Source organism: Sporosarcina sp. FSL K6-5500 (genome assembly GCF_038005665.1).
GTDB classification, from domain to species: Bacteria; Bacillota; Bacilli; order Bacillales_A; family Planococcaceae; genus Sporosarcina; species Sporosarcina psychrophila.
In genome coordinates this window covers 2,716,680-2,735,000 of the sequence record NZ_JBBOTP010000001.1, presented here as the reverse complement: position 1 = coordinate 2,735,000, position 18,321 = coordinate 2,716,680, and the positions used below count along the sequence as shown (strand labels likewise).

General features: G+C 41.0%; 13 protein-coding genes. 5 read left to right on the top strand and 8 right to left on the bottom strand.

All coding sequences use genetic code 11. From position 1 onward, the window contains the following. Nucleotides 1–85 precede the first annotated feature (85 nt). Both MKX62_RS13065 and MKX62_RS13060 read left to right on the top strand, forming a co-directional pair. Nucleotides 86–808 (top strand): MgtC/SapB family protein, encoded by a 723-nt coding sequence (locus MKX62_RS13065; protein ID WP_067206468.1) that lies wholly within the window; start codon nucleotides 86–88, stop codon nucleotides 806–808. 12 nt (nucleotides 809–820) lie between these two features. Next, complete coding sequence (locus MKX62_RS13060) at nucleotides 821–1,831, top strand: cation diffusion facilitator family transporter (protein WP_340741599.1); 1,011 nt, start codon at nucleotides 821–823, stop codon at nucleotides 1,829–1,831. Between the two features lie 48 nt (nucleotides 1,832–1,879). On the opposite strand, the gene MKX62_RS13055 is transcribed toward MKX62_RS13060, so the two are convergent. Continuing rightward, nucleotides 1,880–3,043 (bottom strand): iron-containing alcohol dehydrogenase, encoded by a 1,164-nt coding sequence (locus MKX62_RS13055; protein WP_340741598.1) that lies wholly within the window; start codon nucleotides 3,041–3,043, stop codon nucleotides 1,880–1,882. A gap of 118 nt (nucleotides 3,044–3,161) precedes the next feature. Here MKX62_RS13055 and MKX62_RS13050 point away from each other — a divergent pair, with 118 nt between their 5' ends. Further along, a complete protein-coding gene (locus MKX62_RS13050; RefSeq protein WP_067206459.1) occupies nucleotides 3,162–3,398 on the top strand; it encodes a DUF378 domain-containing protein in 237 nt (78 codons plus the stop codon). Between the two features lie 43 nt (nucleotides 3,399–3,441). On the opposite strand, the gene MKX62_RS13045 is transcribed toward MKX62_RS13050, so the two are convergent. The 3 genes from MKX62_RS13045 to pruA form a co-directional block, all read right to left on the bottom strand. Continuing rightward, nucleotides 3,442–4,686: a Glu/Leu/Phe/Val family dehydrogenase gene (locus tag MKX62_RS13045; RefSeq protein ID WP_067206457.1), complete on the bottom strand. Its 1,245-nt coding sequence runs from the start codon at nucleotides 4,684–4,686 to the stop codon at nucleotides 3,442–3,444. Nucleotides 4,687–4,765: 79 nt separating this feature from the next. Continuing rightward, on the bottom strand, nucleotides 4,766–5,959 hold the full coding sequence (locus tag MKX62_RS13040; RefSeq protein ID WP_067206454.1) for an ornithine--oxo-acid transaminase: 1,194 nt from the start codon (nucleotides 5,957–5,959) through the stop codon (nucleotides 4,766–4,768). A gap of 369 nt (nucleotides 5,960–6,328) precedes the next feature. Next, complete coding sequence (gene pruA / locus MKX62_RS13035) at nucleotides 6,329–7,873, bottom strand: L-glutamate gamma-semialdehyde dehydrogenase (protein ID WP_187046931.1); 1,545 nt, start codon at nucleotides 7,871–7,873, stop codon at nucleotides 6,329–6,331. 133 nt (nucleotides 7,874–8,006) lie between these two features. Between pruA and MKX62_RS13030 the strand changes: the two genes are divergently transcribed. Then, complete coding sequence (locus MKX62_RS13030) at nucleotides 8,007–9,323, top strand: sigma 54-interacting transcriptional regulator (protein WP_335339516.1); 1,317 nt, start codon at nucleotides 8,007–8,009, stop codon at nucleotides 9,321–9,323. 238 nt (nucleotides 9,324–9,561) lie between these two features. On the opposite strand, the gene yugI is transcribed toward MKX62_RS13030, so the two are convergent. The 4 genes from yugI to MKX62_RS13010 form a co-directional block, all read right to left on the bottom strand. Beyond that, on the bottom strand, nucleotides 9,562–9,936 hold the full coding sequence (gene yugI / locus MKX62_RS13025; protein ID WP_067206445.1) for a S1 domain-containing post-transcriptional regulator GSP13: 375 nt from the start codon (nucleotides 9,934–9,936) through the stop codon (nucleotides 9,562–9,564). A 124-nt stretch (nucleotides 9,937–10,060) separates the two neighbouring features. Next, nucleotides 10,061–12,178 carry an RNA polymerase sigma factor gene (locus MKX62_RS13020; protein WP_340741597.1) on the bottom strand — a complete coding sequence of 706 codons (2,118 nt, stop codon included), beginning with the start codon at nucleotides 12,176–12,178 and terminating at the stop codon, nucleotides 10,061–10,063. 84 nt (nucleotides 12,179–12,262) lie between these two features. Next, nucleotides 12,263–14,416, bottom strand: coding sequence for an RNA polymerase sigma factor (locus MKX62_RS13015; protein WP_067206436.1), 2,154 nt, complete (start codon nucleotides 14,414–14,416; stop codon nucleotides 12,263–12,265). Between the two features lie 19 nt (nucleotides 14,417–14,435). Continuing rightward, nucleotides 14,436–16,592, bottom strand: a complete 2,157-nt coding sequence (locus MKX62_RS13010) for an RNA polymerase sigma factor (RefSeq protein WP_340741596.1) — start codon at nucleotides 16,590–16,592, stop codon at nucleotides 14,436–14,438. Between the two features lie 152 nt (nucleotides 16,593–16,744). On the opposite strand from MKX62_RS13010, the gene MKX62_RS13005 reads away from it, so the two are divergent. After that, complete coding sequence (locus tag MKX62_RS13005) at nucleotides 16,745–18,067, top strand: sodium-dependent transporter (protein WP_187046925.1); 1,323 nt, start codon at nucleotides 16,745–16,747, stop codon at nucleotides 18,065–18,067. Nucleotides 18,068–18,321 lie beyond the last annotated feature (254 nt).

Sequence of the window (18,321 nt, the reverse complement as noted above, 5' to 3'; positions counted from 1 at the left end):
GGTTACATCTCTATCTTTTTAGACAATAGATAGTTGTAAGTATAACATGGTAATTAAGAGAGGACATTACTAGGGGGGAACGATTATGACTTGGATTGCAAATGAAGCGATGTATCCCGAAGTGTTAATTAAAATCACGCTCGCTTTAGTTTTAAGTTTAGTTATTGGTGTGGAGAGGGAAATAAAGAAGAAACCGATTGGATTAAAAACGAGTGCTGTTATCGCCACTTTTAGCTGCCTTCTGACTGTCGTCTCTATAGAAGCAGCTTATCTCGTTCCAGCGCGGAATGATATTAACGTAACGATGGATCCGCTCCGCTTAGCTGCCCAAATTGTCAGCGGTATCGGATTCCTCGGAGCTGGAGCCATCCTGCGTAGAGGTAATGACAGCATTACTGGGTTAACGACGGCAGCTATGATTTGGGGAGCGGCAAGTATCGGGATTGCTGTTGGGGCCGGTTTTTATATTGAAGCTGCGTTTGCTGTACTAGCCGTGATGTTTGTCATCGAAGTCCTTGCACCTGCACTTGATAAATTGGGGCCAAAGAGACTTCGTACAAAAGAAGCTTCCTTCATTGTAGTGTTATCGGACAAATCAAAGATTGAAGATCTCATTACTTACCTGAAGATAGAAAGCATGACAATCGAGAATTTGCGGATTCGGCAAATTCTATCAAGGGATCTTCAAGTACAGCACGAACTTCATTTTCGAATCTCAGCACTTCCCAAAAGACATACGTCTAATTTGTATATCGAGTTGTCGACACTACCTTATATCGAATCGGTTGAAATCGAAATATTCCCATAACGGAGGAGAATTATGAGAGACATACTAAAACTTTTAAAAGAAGGCAACAAGCCCTCACTACTCGCAGCAATTGTTAACACAGTAATCGCTTGTTTAAAAGCCATTGCATTCTTCTTCACTGGAAATGTGGCTATGTTTGCAGAAATGATGCACTCATTTGGTGATGCAGCGAACCAGTTTTTCGTTTTCGTTGGTTCTGCTCTTTCGAAAAAAGCACCCACCCCGAAATATCCTAATGGATTCGGCCGTGTCGTAAATTTAGTTTGTCTGGGCGCTGTCATTATAGTTGGAATCATGTCCTATGAGGCTATCATAGGCGGGTGGCATCATATCGTAAATCCATCTGAGTCAGGCGGAATGAGAAATTTAATTATAAATCTCTCTGTTCTTGGTATAGGTATCATTTTGGAATGCATTGTACTTTACAAGGCGGGGAAAGAGATACTTCATGAAGCAGGGATTGATAAAGGTGGGATGGCTCCCATTACACTAGGTTTTAAAAACCTCAATCGTGCTAAACCCGCAACAAAACTCGTATTCATGGAAGATTTTGTCGCAACACTAGGCGGACTTCTCGCATTTTTCGCTGTCCTGTTGGCTCATTTCCTTGGGCTACTTGTAGCGGAAGGCATTGCATCCATTATGATTGGTATGATGATGTTCTATGTGGTTGGTAAAGTATTTCTCGAAAATGCACGTGGTGCAATCGGGGAAACGGACGAGGAAATGCTCAATCACATTTCCCTACTCGTTGCTGAAGATCCCGATGTAAAAGATATTCAACGTATTGAAGTTATCAAAGAAGGCGAATTCCTTCATGTTGAAATTGTCGCAGAAGTTGACCCATCCCATACAGTCGCCTATGTCGACGATGTGCGGGACCGACTCATGACTATTATCCTCAATCAAAAAGGTGTACAGGACGTTTTAATTTCTTTTGATGAAGATGACGGTGTGTCAACATGGAAAAAGTCCAATTCCACTGATGCAATTAAGCAATTCGGTTCAAAATTCCCTGAATAACAAAAACGTCACGCCGGAGATAACCCCGGCGTGACGTTTTTAATTCTCTTATAATGAAGCTTTTAAAATTGATAGTACATCCTCTTTATTTAGATTGCTGAATTGCCCAAGTGGCTCGTTGACTGTTGCTTTTTCTGCCATCAAATCCAGTTTCGAATCATCGATGTCATAATGGGCAAGCGTTTCAGGCGCTCCAATAGACGTCCAAAATGCTCTTAGACGTGCGATCCCTTCAAACGCGACCTCATCCTGCGTCTTACCTTCTGGTGCAACTCCAAATACGTTGACAGCAAGCTTGGCAAATCGCGCAGGATTAACGTTAACATTATGATTCATCCAATGTGGGAAAAGAATCGCAAGCCCACCTGCGTGCGGGATATCATAAACCGCGGACACAGCATGTTCGATATCATGTGACGCCCAGTCTCCTTGATAGCCCATTTGAAGGAAGCCATTCAACGCTATAGTACCCGCAAATAAAATCGTCTCACGTAAATCATAATTCTCCAAGTCTTCGACAAGCTTTGGTGCATTATCCATTATTGCACGTAGCACACCTTCACACATCTCATCTTGTACAGGCGTGTTCTTTGCATTATTGAAGTATTGTTCAAAAATATGGGACATCATATCAACAATCCCATAAATCGTCTGGTCTTTGGGTACAGATAATGTATAGGTTGGGTCAAGAATAGAGAATTTCGGGTAATTAAACGGACCGCCCCATCCATATTTCTCTTCCGTTTCTTCATTAGTAATAACAGATCCGGCATTCATTTCCGAACCTGTTGCTGCAAGTGTCAAAACTGTACCAAATGGGATTGCATCTTCCGCGAACGCTTTCCTTGTTACAAGATCCCATGCATCACCTTCATATTTCGCTGCCGATGCAATAAGTTTTACACAGTCGATAACTGATCCTCCGCCAACTGCTAAGATAACGTCGATGTCTTTTTCCTTACAAATCTCCGCACCCTTTCGCGCAGTTGACACACGCGGATTTGGCTCAACGTCTGAAAGTTCATGTACCTCCATATCATTCTCTTTTAAAATCGCCATTACTTCATCATATAGACCATTTCTCTTGATGCTGCCGCCGCCATAAACGACAAGCACCTTTTTACCGTAATTCGCTAGTTCTTGTGATAATTTCTGAAGTTGGCCTTTTCCAAAAATAAGCTTAACTGGATTATGGAATACAAATTCATTCATTCTATATTGCCTCCCTTTATTCTTTCATTATCCGAAACAATAAACCATTTTGCAAAAATAAAGGTGCGCGTATGAAAATCAGTCTTCTGGGCATAGTAATTTAAGGAGGTGTTGCAAAATGAGTAAAGTTCATAAAATAGCTCTAGCACTGACAATTATCGGTGCACTCAATTGGGGAGTAGCAGGAATATTCCGTTTCGACGTTGTTGCACAATTCGCAGGTGGTTCCGCGGAACCGCTCGCACGATTTATTTATATCATCATAGGAGTTTCAGGTCTCATCAACCTTGGCTTGCTATTTAATCAGCGGCAGGATCACGATGAGGTAATTGTTTCGGTTCCTGAAAAAGTATAAAGGCATCTCCCGTTTAAACCGGGAGATGCCTTTATTGTTTTGATTATGCCCAACCACGGAAACGTGATGCTTCCGCAGTTTTACGAACACCAATCATATATGCTGCTAGGCGCATGTCGATATTACGAGTTTCCGCAGTTGTATATACGTTCTCAAATGCTTCAACCATTTTTTTCGTCATTTTTTCGCGCACTTCTTCTTCAGTCCAATAGTAGCCCATGTTGTTTTGGACCCACTCAAAGTATGAAACTGTTACGCCGCCCGCACTTGCAAGAACATCGGGAACAAGTAGAATTCCACGTTCTTTAAGAATTCTAGTTCCTTCAGTTGTAGTCGGCCCATTTGCTGCTTCAACAACAATCGTTGCTTTGATATTATGTGCATTTTTTTCAGTAATCTGATTAGAGATTGCCGCAGGCACAAGAATATCGCAATCGAGTTCAAGTAATTCTTGGTTCGAAATCGTGTTATCGAAAAGTGTAGTAACTGTTCCGAAGCTATCGCGACGGTCTAGTAAGTAATCGATATCAAGACCCTCTGGATCATGAAGGGCACCATAAGCATCGGAAATTCCGATTACTTTCGCGCCAGCATCATGAAGGAACTTAGATAGGAAGCTACCCGCGTTTCCGAAACCTTGAATTACGATACGTGCACCTTTCATATCAATTCCACGACGTTTCGCCGCTTCCTCGATAATGATTGTTACCCCTTCGGCAGTCGCACGGTCACGACCTTGCGATCCACCAAGAACGATTGGTTTACCTGTAATGAAGCCAGGTGAGTTGAATTCGTCAATACGGCTATATTCATCCATCATCCATGCCATTATTTGCGCATTTGTGAAGACGTCTGGAGCTGGGATATCTTTGTTAGGTCCCATTACTTGGCTTAAGGCACGGACATAACCGCGGCTTAGTCGTTCAAGTTCACCCATAGACATTTCACGTGGATCACAAACGATTGCACCTTTACCGCCGCCATATGGTAGGTCGACGATGCCAGCTTTTAATGTCATCCACATAGAAAGTGCTTTTACTTCTTCTAACGTTACTTGCGGGTGATATCGTACGCCACCTTTTGTTGGTCCAACTGCATCGTTATGCTGTCCACGGTAACCCGTGAAGACTTTTACTTTGCCATCGTCCATTTTTATAGGAATACGTACTTCAATCATACGAAGTGGTTCTTTTAGAAGTTCGTACATTCCTTCATCGTAGCCTAGTTTATCAAGTGCATCTTTAAAAAGAGCTTGTGTAGACGTAAACAGATTCAGGTTTTCAGTCATTTAATGATTCGCCTCTTTGATTCATAATGTTTTCTATGCATATATTGTAACATATCGGACACTTATATTGTTAAGTATTTTAGTTAACGAAAACTTTTTTAATTTTACCTATTGCCCAGTCCAATTCTTCTTTTGTGATAATGAGTGGCGGAGCAAAACGAATCACTGTATCGTGTGTTTCTTTACATAGTAATCCAAGCTCTTTCAACTCTTCACAATATGGACGAGCAGCTTCAGTTAACTCAACACCTATGAACAATCCGCGTCCGCGTACTTCTTTAATCGACGGATGTTCAATTTTCTTTAACTCTTCCATGAAATAATTTCCGAGTTCAAGAGATTTTTTCGCCAGTTCTTCTTCTTCCAGCACTTCTAAAGACGCGATTGATACTGCACAGGCCATAGGATTTCCACCAAAAGTTGAACCGTGTGATCCTGGATTGAATACTCCAAGAACAGATTTGTCAGCAAGTACACAAGATATTGGGAATACGCCGCCACCTAGTGCTTTACCTAGGATATACATATCCGGATCCATGTCTTCCCATTCACATGCAAACATTTTTCCAGTACGGCACAGGCCGGCTTGAATTTCATCTGCAATAAATAGAACGTTATTCTTTTTACAAAGTTCACGTGCTGCTTTCATATAACCTGCTGGCGGAATAATAATACCTGCTTCACCTTGAATCGGTTCGATAAGGAATGCAGCAGTATTTGGTGTAATTGCTGCTTCAAGTGCTTTGATATCTCCGTAGGGAATAAGGTCGATGCCTGGAAGCATTGGACCAAATCCACGTTTATATTCAGCATCTGAAGATAGTGAAACAGCTGTCATTGTACGACCATGGAAGTTGCCTTCACACGCAATGATTTCTGCTTGGTCTTCTGCGATCCCTTTAACGTCATAAGCCCAGCGGCGTGCTGCTTTAATAGCTGTTTCAACAGCTTCAGCTCCTGTGTTCATAGGAAGTGCCATTTCTTTGCCTGACAGTTCACAAATCTTTTCATACCATGGACCAAGTTGGTCATTGTGGAAAGCACGGGAAGTAAGCGTTACTTTATCAGCTTGGTCTTTCAATGCTTGAATAATTTTCGGATGACGATGCCCCTGGTTTACTGCTGAATACGCGGAAAGCATATCCATAAATTTATTACCTTCAGGATCTTTTACCCAAACCCCTTGTGCCTCAGAAATAACGATTGGCAGTGGATGATAGTTGTTTGCCCCAAATTTCTCCGTTTGAACAATTACTTTTTCTGATACCGACATACATTTCCCTCCCCTTTATATGTAAAGACAGACCCACCCAAATAGATGGGTCTGATAAATCAGTGTCTAGCTCCGGGCGCCAGATGCTCGGGTCATAAGTCAGCCCAGCTATGCGGGGAGTTCACCGCTTCGCCGGTCCGCCTTATGCCTGTCGCGGGCCTACAGGATGTAGGTCATGCAGCTGTTGCCACAGGAAGTGGCACACTTAGGCTGCATTCCTTTTTGTGCAGGCGCCCTCCGCTTTTCTTAGTGTCTAGCTCCAGCGCCTAGCTCCTCGAGTCGCTTCAATCCTTAAGTTAAAGGCAAAGAGCGCATTTATCTTCAGGCCCTCCAGCGCTTTTCGGGTCTACCAAGGCGCTTACGCTTTTCTTATAGTGTTTCTGAAGTTGTTTTACCTTGCATATGAAGTTGTAGGTAATCCGGTCCGCCAGCTTTTGAATCTGTCCCCGACATGTTGAATCCACCAAACGGTTGGTAACCAACGATTGCACCAGTGCAATTACGGTTGAAGTACAAGTTACCTACATGGAAATCTTCACGAGCTTGTTCGATGTGATGACGGTTGTTTGTGATGACAGCGCCAGTTAGGCCGTAATCCGTGTTGTTTGCAAATTCGATAGCTTCAGTGAAGCTCTTCGCTTTCGACAAACCGACAACTGGGCCAAAGATTTCTTCTTGCATAACGCGCGCTTTTGGATCAAGATCCGCAATAACCGTTGGTGCAACGAAGAATCCTTTCGAACTGTCGCCTGTTCCTCCTGCGATTAAACGACCTTCTGTTTTACCGATTTCGATGTAGCTCATAACTTTGTCGAATGACGCTTGATCGATTACTGGGCCAGTGAAGTTTGATAGCTCAGTTGGATCACCGTACGTCAATTCTTTTGTCAATACGCCAACACGTTCAACAACTTGGTCATAAACGTCTTCGTGAATGATCGCACGTGAACAAGCTGAACATTTCTGTCCACTGAATCCGAATGCAGATTTCACGATTGATTGTGCAGCAAGTTCTAAATCTGCTTCATTATCAACAACAATTGTATCTTTACCGCCCATTTCAGCGATAACGCGTTTCAACCAGATTTGGCCTTCGTTCACTTTAGCCGCGCGTTCGTAGATGCGTGTTCCTACTTCACGTGAACCAGTGAATGACACAAAGCGTGTTCTTGGGTGATCAACTAGATAGTCGCCCACTTCAGCACCAGAACCTGGGATGTAGTTGACAACGCCTGTTGGCATGCCCGCTTCTTCAAGTACTTCGATGAATTTGTATGCAACAACTGGTGTTGTCGATGCAGGTTTAAGAAGTACTGTATTTCCTGTTACAAGAGCAGCAACTGTCGTTCCCGCCATGATTGCGAATGCAAAGTTCCATGGAGAGATGATAACGCCAACTCCAAGAGGAATGTAGTCAAAACGGTTGAATTCGCCTGGACGGCTTTCAACAGGGATACCATTTTTAAGTTCAAGCATTTTACGCGCATAGAACTCTAGGAAATCGATTGCTTCAGCTGTATCAGCATCTGCTTCATTCCAAGGTTTACCTGCTTCTTTAGTAAGTAATGCTGAGAATTCGTGTTTGCGGCGGCGGATAATTGCAGCAGCTTTGAATAATACGTCTGCGCGGAATTCAGGTTTAACTTTCTTCCACGTGTTGAATGTTTCGTCAGCAACTTTCATCGCTTTTTCAGCAAGGTCTTTGCTTGCTTTAGAAACGCTACCGATTACTTCTTCTTTGTTCGCAGGGTTTGTTGATACTAATTTTTCTTCAGTCATGATGCGCTCTCCACCAATAATAAGTGGATAGTCTTGACCAAGGTATCCTTCAACTTGCTTTAAAGCTTCAAGGAAAGCTTGTTTATTCTCTTCTACCGTGAAATCTGTGAATGGTTCGTGTTTATATGGAATCATATTATTCCTCCTCTTTAATTATGAAACGCAAATATTATTTGCACTTAGTAATTGATTACATATATAATAATGCAAAAGATTGTTGCAGATATCAAGCATTATTCATTAGTTTTTCAAAAAAAGTATTTGGAAGGTGATTATTTTGAAGAATATAGACGATTCACTCTTCCCTTTTTATGAGTTTGCAGTGCGTCGTGCCGCGGTTGGTATACATGCCGTTGACAACAATGGTCGAACTGTCATCTATAATGAAAAGATGAAAGAAATCGAAGGACTTGCACTCGAAGATGTGGGTGATCGTTCAATTTTAGAACTTTTCAATTTCGACCAAGAAGAAAGTACACTGTTAAAAGTTTTGCAAAGCGGCAAAGAACAACTAAATGTAAAACAAACGTACTGGAACCGAAAAGGTACAGAAATCACATCCATTAATGACACATATCCAATCTTTAACCAACAAACTCTCATTGGAGCTGTTGAATTAGCCCGTGACGTAACAGCTCTCGAGAAATTCGTTCTTCAGCCATTTCGAAAAAGTAGTGATCCTGTAACATTCAATCAAATAATTGCTTCCTCCCCGCCTATGAAAGTGGTTATTGCGACTGCAAAAAAAGCAGCGAAAGCAAAATTACCGGTATTGTTAATCGGTGAAACAGGTACAGGTAAGGATCTTATCGCTGAAAGCATACATAATGAATTATCACCTTCCAGCACCGTACTCTATACCCTGTTCTGTCATAGTTCAGACCCAATCCTTATAGGACGCTTAGATAAAGATTTAAATGTAGAGGATCCTCTTACATTATTTTGTGAAAGAATCGATTTATTATCCATTCCATTACAGCAAAAATTGCTATCGATTCTTTTGAAATCACCTAACAGTAATAAGCAATTCATCGCAAGTATCGGGGATGACCCTGTCGAATTAATCGCTTCGGGCACATTATTAAAAGACTTATATTATTTCTTTGCTTCATTTACAATTCGAATTCCGCCTCTGCGAAAACGAAAAGAAGATATATTACCGTTCATTTCTGCTTATTTGGAACGGCGCAATGAACGCTACGGTTCCACACTTAAAGATATTACACCCGAAGTTGAACATCTTTTCCTCGGGTATGAATGGCCTGGAAATACCCGGGAGCTCGAGTTTCTTCTCGACGAAATCTCTTCTCTAGCGATGACCGAGACTGCCATTACCTATGATTTGCTTCCATTCCATTTCAGGATGAAAAGCGCGGATATCACCGACGAACCGACGCAGGCTGCTGATTTCATCGTCCAACCTGGCAAAGAGCTACTACCGCTTGAACAGTTTTTGCGTGAAGCGGAAGCCTATTACTTACAAAAAGCGATGAAACTCAATGATAAGAACGTCACAAAAACTGCAAATGCGCTTGGTATGAGCAGGCAGAATTTGCAGTACCGACTGCGGAAATTAAAAAAGTGAGGAAAAAGGCGATTATGCCTTTTTCCTCACTTTTTATTGTCTAGCTACAGCGCCCAAACGCTCGGAGGCTCACAGGATGTGAGTTACGTAGCCATTGCCGCAGGACGCGGCGAACTTAGACTGCCTTCCTTTATCTGCTTATGCCTGTCGCGTCTGAGCGGCCGCCTCCGCTTGGGCCTACAGGATGTGGGTCATGCAGCCATTGCGACAGGACGTCGCGAACTTTGGCTGCGTTCCATTACTGCCCAGACTTTTCGATCCAGTCTTGAAGTTTGTCTTTCAATGAATTGAATCCTTCTGCATCACTTTCGTCAACACGCGCTTGCAGTGACTTGCGCGGATGGTCTTCTTTTCGTGTTGCAGCCGGTGCTTCTTGAAGAGCACGAATTGATAGACTAATCTTACCTGCAGCTTCGTCGACTTCCAGTACTTTCACTTGGACCTCTTGCCCCACAGTTAGATATTCATTAATGTCTTTTACGAATCCGTATGTGATTTCAGATATGTGTACAAGTCCTTGTGTTTCACCATCGAGTGCAACAAATGCACCATACGGCTGGATACCTGTCACTTTGCCCGAAAACTCTTCGCCTACTTCATATTTTCGCGCCATTTAAAACAGCTCCCAATCTATTTTGTTATCGATTCTGCCCTTAAGGCCACTTAAAATTATATCATGTTTGCAAGTCTCGAGCAAAAAGTAGATGAAAATATTTGGTAGTTTTTTCCTGAACTACTCAAAGTTCTCCCTCTTCGATGACGATTTTTTCCACTTGCCATACTTGGTCTTTCGCATAAGTCATCCAAACATTGTAATACATTTTTCCATTTCGTTCGAATTCAATTGGCACAAGTACTTTGTGGCCATCATCCATGATCAATGACGGATTGTATCTGATTGAGTCAGTGACATCCAAAAGAGCAATTTCCTTCACCCAATCGTTTGTTTCATATTCATCTAGACTCGCCTCACGGGATGCTGGCTCAGTTAAATGCCACATCATGACTGAATCTTCCTTGTCGTTTGCGTAATAATATAGATCCAAGATTAATAGGGGGTGAACATTTTTCAGGACATCCCTGTCATATGCATCCGAAAATTCATTAAATAAATTTTCAATCTCGACATTGAATTGATCGTTGGGCAGCCTAAAAGTCAAATCATCATACATTTCCTTCAAAGGTTTCATACCAAAGTGTTCCAAGTTCCCCTCTACCGCAAGTGAATAAGCTTCATAAACTCTCCAATCGTCTAGCGAACTATACAATTCAGAGCGTTTCCAATCGGACTCCTCCATCTCCTCGACAACCTTTGCCATGATTACCCCTAATCCCGAATCAGGACCGAGCGACGCGAGCTGTTTCCATGCGTTGCGATGTACTTCACTAATTGAACCATCGCTACTTTTGAATTCTTCAATTGTTCTGCCTTGAAGTATCATTTCAAGGAGGTTAATCATGGTTCCTTCTACGACATGTCCCAACCATTGATTTTGCCTCGCCGCGACAAGTGTTTTTTCCATTTCCTCCATAATTTCAATGGTTTCATCAAGTGAATACAACAGTTTTTCGTTCATGATAAACGGTTCCTTCTCGTATTGCGTAAGATAGCTACCGGCCGCTTCATGCAGTGCAGCTCGAAGACGTCCAATGAATACACTATCCATTAGTCGAATAGTGCGTTGTGTCGTTGAAGTGATAGGAAGTTGAGGTAACGCTAAATCTTGATTTATTAGAGCCGCAATTGCACTACGGGTACTTTCAGAGTACTCGTCTTTTTGAGACAAAATGACTTCGGCATCAAATGTTCCATTTGCAAGCGATTCTTGCAGCTTATCGTAATCATCAGCGAATAATTCGTAAAGTGAATATTTAATTCCATCTGCTTTTCTAAGATAATGTTCAGCAAACATCATACTTTTTTCTACATCGTTTACGAGAGGAGCCGCAAATAATTCGTCTGCAAGCTCTGATGGCAATTTCATCATTTCATTTACCTCAAGCAACTTGTCATCCGCTAATTGGCGGTCGATTTTTCCACCTTCACGATTTTTATTCTCAAGCCCCACTAGCATGGTATTTACTTGTTCATTAGCGTCCGCAATAAAAGGGATTTGGTTAAATATATCCTCACTTACGCCTAAAATTGCTTTCTTTTCATCAACCTTCTTAGCATATTCTTTTTTCAACTTGTCAATATACTTACGGTCCGACCGTAGTTCCCATTCTTCACCTGTAAAATATGTACTCCCCACTATACCAATCAGCAGGAAACCAAGAATAATGACAGTGATCCATCCTTTTCGGCTTAACTTCTTGCTTTCATTAATGACTGGAGTATGTTCCCCCCTACTTACATTGACCACATTAAAAAGTAGAGGAAGACGATCATATGACATCCAAAGAAACTCGACGCGTTTTTTGAAAACATCTTGCGGCGGATAGCCTATTGCTTCTCTTAGCAATTCTCTCGCGGCTTGAATATTCGCTACTACTTCATCAAGTGGAATAGCCATAACTTCATTAATCTCTTCAAAGCTAAATTCATGGAATAAATGAAGAACAAGTGGCACACGGTATTTTTCATCAAGCTTTATTATTTCCGAATGAAATTCAGCGTCTTCCTTAAATGGAATAGGACTAGCCAGCCGTGGATTCGTTTGTTCAACTTGCCCAAGCTTTTCCAAAGCAGTTTTATAAATGTATCGCTTACCATCAGCCAGTTTCTCTAAATTGGTGTAAATTGTATGAAATGTTTCCTCGGCTACTTCTGCAGCTTCCACTAAAGAACATCCATACTGAAACGCAAAACGTTCAATGTCAGGTGAATACATATCCACCCACTCTTCAAACATAACCAAATCTCCATCTTTTACCTTTTGAATAAAATTTGATTCCTTAATACAGAGTCAACTCCTTTTAAAAAGTACACAGGTAACTTATTCAGACTTCATAAAGTTTAAATCAATATGTTTAATTTTCCATCCAGCAGTCTCATCCAATACCATCTCAGCATCAAAAAAATTCATACTTCCTCGCTCAAATCCGATTGAACCCGTCGAAGATTCCCTTCCGTCAAACAATAGACTCTTCATTTCGTAAAGATTGACATCCACTTTTCTCCATCCACTTATATACTCTTCGAGAGTATGTAAATCATCCTCGGGATTATACAGATGCCACATCGTTTCCGGATCTTCATGGTCATTCGCAAAACAATAAACTGCAAAAACGACCAATGGATGTACATCTTTTAACACAGCAGAATCATGACCTGTTGAGTAAAGTTCGTAAGTCTTCTCAACTAAATCCTCAAAAGAAGAATCGGGAAAAGTGACACTACTAAGACCCCTATCCGATTGTAGAATTCCGCTCATCTCAAAGGTATGAAGTCTTCCCTTCCTGGCAAGTTCCACTGCATAACCAAGATGGTATAGATTTAAATGGCTTTGTGTTTCAGATTCTGTCCATCCGCTCGCTTCCATTTCGTTTATAACTTTTTGCATTATAAAAGCAGATGGCGATCCTTCTCCATTAGCAGCAACTTTCATCCAAATAGATTTAACTTCTTCTGTTACCTTTCCGTCGAAACCAACGATCTGATTCGTTTCAGAGCCGACGACCATTAAATAAACTAACCAAGAGTAATAATCCTCCAGCGATGTATAAGGAATTTCAATTTCCACATTTGCTAGCAGTGTGTTTTCTATTTCTACCAAATTAGCCATTAGTTCAATATAGGAACTAGCCGGCTTCGAATAATAATCGATTGATGAGGATTCTAAAAAAGCTATATAGCCTTTAAAATCTTTATGAATCGAAGCTTTAATTTGAGCACTTAACTCAGTTTTGGCATAACTCGAATAAAAAGGTAACAGATAAAGATTTTGTTTCTCCATACTATTTAACGCCTTCTGTAATTCTTTAGGGTAGGACTCTTTCATTTCAAGATACTTTTCAATATTAACGGTTTCGTCAACTGTAGCTTCATCAATAAATTGATGATATCTAAAAAAAAATGTACTGTAGGCATTTTGTATTTCATTAATCTGTTTCACGTACTCAATTATAAATTCCGCACTTTTTTCTTTATCACTTGTGAGAGGACTTTTAACGAGCTGTTCGACCATTTTAGATGGCAATGTCAGTGTTTTAACGATTTCGTCATACTGTTTACCAATACTTTTTTTATCAATCCTGCCAATTTCCGCAATAACTCGTTCTTCTCTTTGGATCATCACTTCAAAGTCCTCCCGTGCTTGTTTGCCATATCCAAAATAATAATACTCTTGTTTATCTTCTTCAGTTGGTTCCGTCAAACCCAATACAGCATGGCGACTCGCTATTTCTTCCTCAAAAGATACTTTAAGCTGTTCCACGTATTTTTCGGCTGACGCTTTTTTATACTCCTCCCCCGTCACAGCAGGAAGCATAACAAGTAACAATAAGACAATAATTCCGGCAATCCATGAAACCATAGCTTTCTTTGATATCTTTTGTTTCAATTTCTTAGTAGCTTGTATTTCCTTTTGTGGTTTCGCGAAAACCTGATCTTTTCTGAATGAAGAACTAATTCTCCCATATGATTTATGAAGGAATTCCAGCCGTTTCTCCAAAAGTAAGCTGTCAATTTCAACAGTCAGTTGTTTGACCCCTTGTGCGATGGACTCTTCGACAGCATCTGCGGAAATACCCGTAATCGTTGCTATCTCTACTTCATTCATTCCATGAAATTGGGAAAGAATTAACGATAGCTTAGCTTTTTCTTCAAGATTCATAATCTTTTCATGCAATTGCTGATCCTCTTCAAACGACAAAATGGACTCTTGTAAAGGCTCCCTCCGTTGAATATGTACAAGCATTTCTAACACCATTCTATATAAGTCATACCGGAGCCATTCCTCATCATTCAATTTTCCCAAATCCGTAAAGAACGTTCGAAACGTCTCTTCCGTAACCTTCCCTGCCGATTCTCGTGTACAGCCACATTGAATGGCAAACCGTTCTAAGTTGCCTGAATGAAGATCCATCCATTTTTCAAATGCCGCAAGATCTCCATTCTTTGCTTCTTCAACCCCACCGGATTCTTCCATGTACGAAGTCCCCCCTTATTCAAAAAAACATCAAACTTAAAATAATCTGCTCGATTTCCCATACGAAATCTTCATTCAAAGCCATCTGCGTACTAACAGAAAGAGTATTTCCACGCTGAAATCCGATTGAACCCGCCGTTTCTTCGCTACCATCAAATTGCAGACTATCGAAACTATAAAGATCTATATCAAATTGACTCCATTCATCAACGAATTCTTCAAGTTTGACTACATTTTTTGTTTTACTATAAAGATGCCACATCGTCTCTGGATCTTTTTGTTCATTCGCGTAAAAGTAAACACCAATAATAACCAAGGGACTGACTCCTTTTAATTTAGAAAGATCATGATACAAGGAGAATGAATAATATGTCTCTTGAACTACGTTCTCAAAGCTAGGATTGGGAAGCGTCACAATTTCCATACCCGTTTCAGTTTGCATAATCCCGCTTATGCTAAACGATTCAAGTTTTCCTGCTTTCGCAAGCTCCAATGCTTGATGAACGTCATATATTCCTAAACGATTGAGGCTTTTTGACTCCGTCCAATCTGTTGCATCCATTTCGGAGATGATCATTTGCATAATATAAGCTGCTGGAGAGCCTTCACCGGCAGAAGCGATTCGTTCCCATCCTTCGCGAAACTCCGTTTTCACCTTGCCATCATCGCCAAATATACGATCAAGTTCCGCCGCCCCGACGATTACATAAAAGAGTTCGTTGTAAGTCCAACTGAGCATGTTAGTCTTTTCATCATTGATAGTTGTTGACAACAATGTTTTTTCCATGTCCAATAAAAAAGCAACCGAGTCTTCTAAGGAATGCGCTAGTCCCGGATACGATACGAAAGGTGCAGATTCCAATAATGTGAAAAAACCACCAAAATCTTCGTGGATTGAAGATCGAATCTTTGCGCTGAAGTCATTCTTACCGTAACTTGGAGCTAATGTGCCAAATCCCTTAATAAAAGTTGGATAGATGTTTTGTTTAATCATCCCATCTAATGCTTGTTGCAAGTCTTCAGGATATGTATCTTTCTTCTGAATAAACTTATCGGCAGCAAAAGATTCGTTAGCGATTGCATCTGCGGTAATCTGTTCATGTTTGATAAATGTCATGAAATAAGCTTGTTGGAGTACGTCATACTTTTCCAAATAGCCCTTCATGAATTCTCCACTTTTCGCTTTATCGTTCGCAAGCGGTTTTTTTACTAATCGGTTAGCCATTTCAGATGGTAATTCCAATTTGTTAATTATTTTTCCATACTCATCCTCTATCTTCTTTTTATTCAAAGTACCAGTTTTGTCAATAACGCCCTCATATCTTTTTATCATCGACTCAAAATCAGCGCGTGCTTGATTGCCATACCATATATAGTTATAGTCTAGTTTGTCTTCCTCGGTCGATTCAATAAGGCCCAGTTCAGAATAGCGGCCCCCTATTTCTTGCTCAAATGACTCCTTCAACCGTTCTACATATTTTTCAGCTGAAGTTTTTTTGTATTCTTCCCCTGTAACTATAGGAATTATTACAAGCGACAGCAGCACTATGATTCCGGCAATCCAGGAAATCATGGCCTTCTTTGATATTGTTTGTTTCAATTTTCCAGTTGTCCGTATCTCCTGTTGAGGCTTTGCAAAAACCTGCTCTTTTCTGAACGAAGACTTCATGCGCCTATATGACTTATTGAGGAATTCCAACCTCTTTTTCAATTGCGCATCTCCCAAATCACGGAATGCCACCGTGATAGCTTGTTCAACTGTTTCTAGGGAGGTGTCTGTAATTTTCACAATCTCTGAATCATCCAGCTTGTGGAATTGTGAAAGAATGAACGGTACTTTATATCCCATTTCAAGGTTTACAATCTGGTCATGCAATTCCTGATCCTCTTCAAATGGAAATATCGTTTCATTCGGCGCATCAGTTTGTTGAACAAATGCCAGACTTTTTAATGCCTTTTTATATAACGTGCACACGAGCGACTCTTCATTGCTAATGGAATCTAACTGGCTATGTAAATTTCTAAACGTTTCTTCCGCTAAATCAGCTGCCTGTTTTAACGTACAACCATACTGGATGACGAAACGTTCAATGTCTCCTGAATAAATGTCCATCCATTTTTCAAAAGCATCCTTCTCTCCAGCTCTCACCTTTTGCATCAACTCAGATTCTTCCACAGGCAACCCACTCCTTCATTACAAAATGTCTAATTATTTCAATTATACCAAAGATAGATTGACATCGTAATTTGTTTCAAATTACCATGGTATTCGTTTTTAGTTAGTGTACAATTAGAAAATCTGTATCCTAATGAAATGAGTGAATATCTATGAAACAACGTGATCAATGGTCGTCAAAAATTGGTTTCGTTCTCGCTGCTGCCGGCAGTGCGATCGGACTCGGTGCAATATGGAAATTCCCATACATGGTAGGGATGAACGGCGGAAGTGTTTTCATTCTACTGTTCATTATTTGTACAATTGCAATCGGACTTCCAATTTTGCTTGCAGAGTTCGTCATCGGACGTATGGGTCAGGCTGATGCAATTACATCACTAAAACGATTGGCGCCAGGTAAAAAGTGGCCTTTGATTGGCTGGATGGGACTTGCAGTTTCATTCATTCTCCTGTCATTTTATAGCGTGGTCGGGGGTTGGATTCTTTCCTATTTAACACGAGCTATTTTCTTCAAACTCGATGCTACGAATCATGGCGATCTTTTCAATACAATCATCGCCAATCCAGTAGAAGTTCTATTTGCTCAGGCCGTGTTCATGGGGCTGACAATTTGGATTGTACAAAGTGGTATTAAGGGAGGTATTGAGCGGGCGAGCAGGTGGATGATGCCAATGCTGTTCATATTCTTCATCATTCTTGCAATCCGTTCATTAACATTGGATGGTGCAATGGAAGGTGTTCGATTCCTATTTGTGCCTGATTGGTCTCACTTGACAGGTTCTACGTTTTTACTTGCACTTGGTCAAGCTTTCTTCTCACTGAGCGTTGGGGTGACAGCAATGATGACCTATGCATCTTATTTACCGAAAGAAGAAAAGTTAGGGCAATCGGCAATGAACGTTGCGATTTTAAATATTACCATTTCAATTTTAGCTGGTATTGTTATATTTCCCGCAGTGTTCGCACTCGGCCATTCACCTGAAGAAGGACCGGGGCTAATTTTCGTCGTTTTACCAGCCATTTTTAGCCAGATTCCGTTTGGCAATATGTTTATGATTATTTTCTTCATCTTGATGCTTTTCGCTACACTTACTTCATCGATTGCGATGCTTGAAATTGTCGTGTCAAGTGGGATCCGCGAGAAAATCGAGCGTAGAAAACGTGCTGCATGGGTATTTGGAATTCTTATCTTCATCGTTGGTATTCCAAGTGCGCTGTCATTCGGTGTCCTGTCTGACGTGAAAATATTCGGCGGTTCCATCTTTGACTTTGCAGACACATTGACGAGCAAAATCGGTATGCCTTTAGGTGCGTTATTCGTTTCGATATTCGCGGGCTTTGTGTTGACGAAATCACAAACAGACGACGAGCTGCGCATGCATCCTGTGATGAACAGCCTTTGGAAATTCCTTGTCAGGTATGCCGCACCTGTCGCCATCATCGTCATTTTCATCGTATCGATTTTCGGACTTTAATGGTACTGCAAACACCCGCAAATCCAGTTACTGGATTTGCGGGTGTTTTTCACGTCTGTTGATTAACCATTTAGCTGCATAAAATACTGGTGAGAAGGACTTGACGACCTTCATTTTCACTGGATCATTTCCGGTACGCTTTCGGCGAACTATTCATGACAGATTTACTGAGGGGTCCTAGTGTAGCTCTGTTGGGAATAGTTACCTGCCACGTTCCTGCACTATTCAAGTGAAAAACGCAGTTGTTTTGGAAG

What these genes read in the sequence shown, in the direction of transcription:
- pruA (WP_187046931.1), bottom strand. Translation starts at nt 7,873, where the DNA reads ATGATTCCATATAAACACGAACCATTCACAGATTTCACGGTAGAAGAG.
- MKX62_RS13040 (WP_067206454.1), bottom strand. Translation starts at nt 5,959, where the DNA reads ATGTCGGTATCAGAAAAAGTAATTGTTCAAACGGAGAAATTTGGGGCA.
- MKX62_RS13005 (WP_187046925.1), top strand. Translation starts at nt 16,745, where the DNA reads ATGAAACAACGTGATCAATGGTCGTCAAAAATTGGTTTCGTTCTCGCT.
- MKX62_RS13015 (WP_067206436.1), bottom strand. Translation starts at nt 14,416, where the DNA reads ATGGAAGAATCCGGTGGGGTTGAAGAAGCAAAGAATGGAGATCTTGCG.
- MKX62_RS13045 (WP_067206457.1), bottom strand. Translation starts at nt 4,686, where the DNA reads ATGACTGAAAACCTGAATCTGTTTACGTCTACACAAGCTCTTTTTAAA.
- MKX62_RS13055 (WP_340741598.1), bottom strand. Translation starts at nt 3,043, where the DNA reads ATGAATGAATTTGTATTCCATAATCCAGTTAAGCTTATTTTTGGAAAA.
- MKX62_RS13020 (WP_340741597.1), bottom strand. Translation starts at nt 12,178, where the DNA reads ATGTTTGAAGAGTGGGTGGATATGTATTCACCTGACATTGAACGTTTT.
- yugI (WP_067206445.1), bottom strand. Translation starts at nt 9,936, where the DNA reads ATGGCGCGAAAATATGAAGTAGGCGAAGAGTTTTCGGGCAAAGTGACA.
- MKX62_RS13060 (WP_340741599.1), top strand. Translation starts at nt 821, where the DNA reads ATGAGAGACATACTAAAACTTTTAAAAGAAGGCAACAAGCCCTCACTA.
- MKX62_RS13050 (WP_067206459.1), top strand. Translation starts at nt 3,162, where the DNA reads ATGAGTAAAGTTCATAAAATAGCTCTAGCACTGACAATTATCGGTGCA.
- MKX62_RS13065 (WP_067206468.1), top strand. Translation starts at nt 86, where the DNA reads ATGACTTGGATTGCAAATGAAGCGATGTATCCCGAAGTGTTAATTAAA.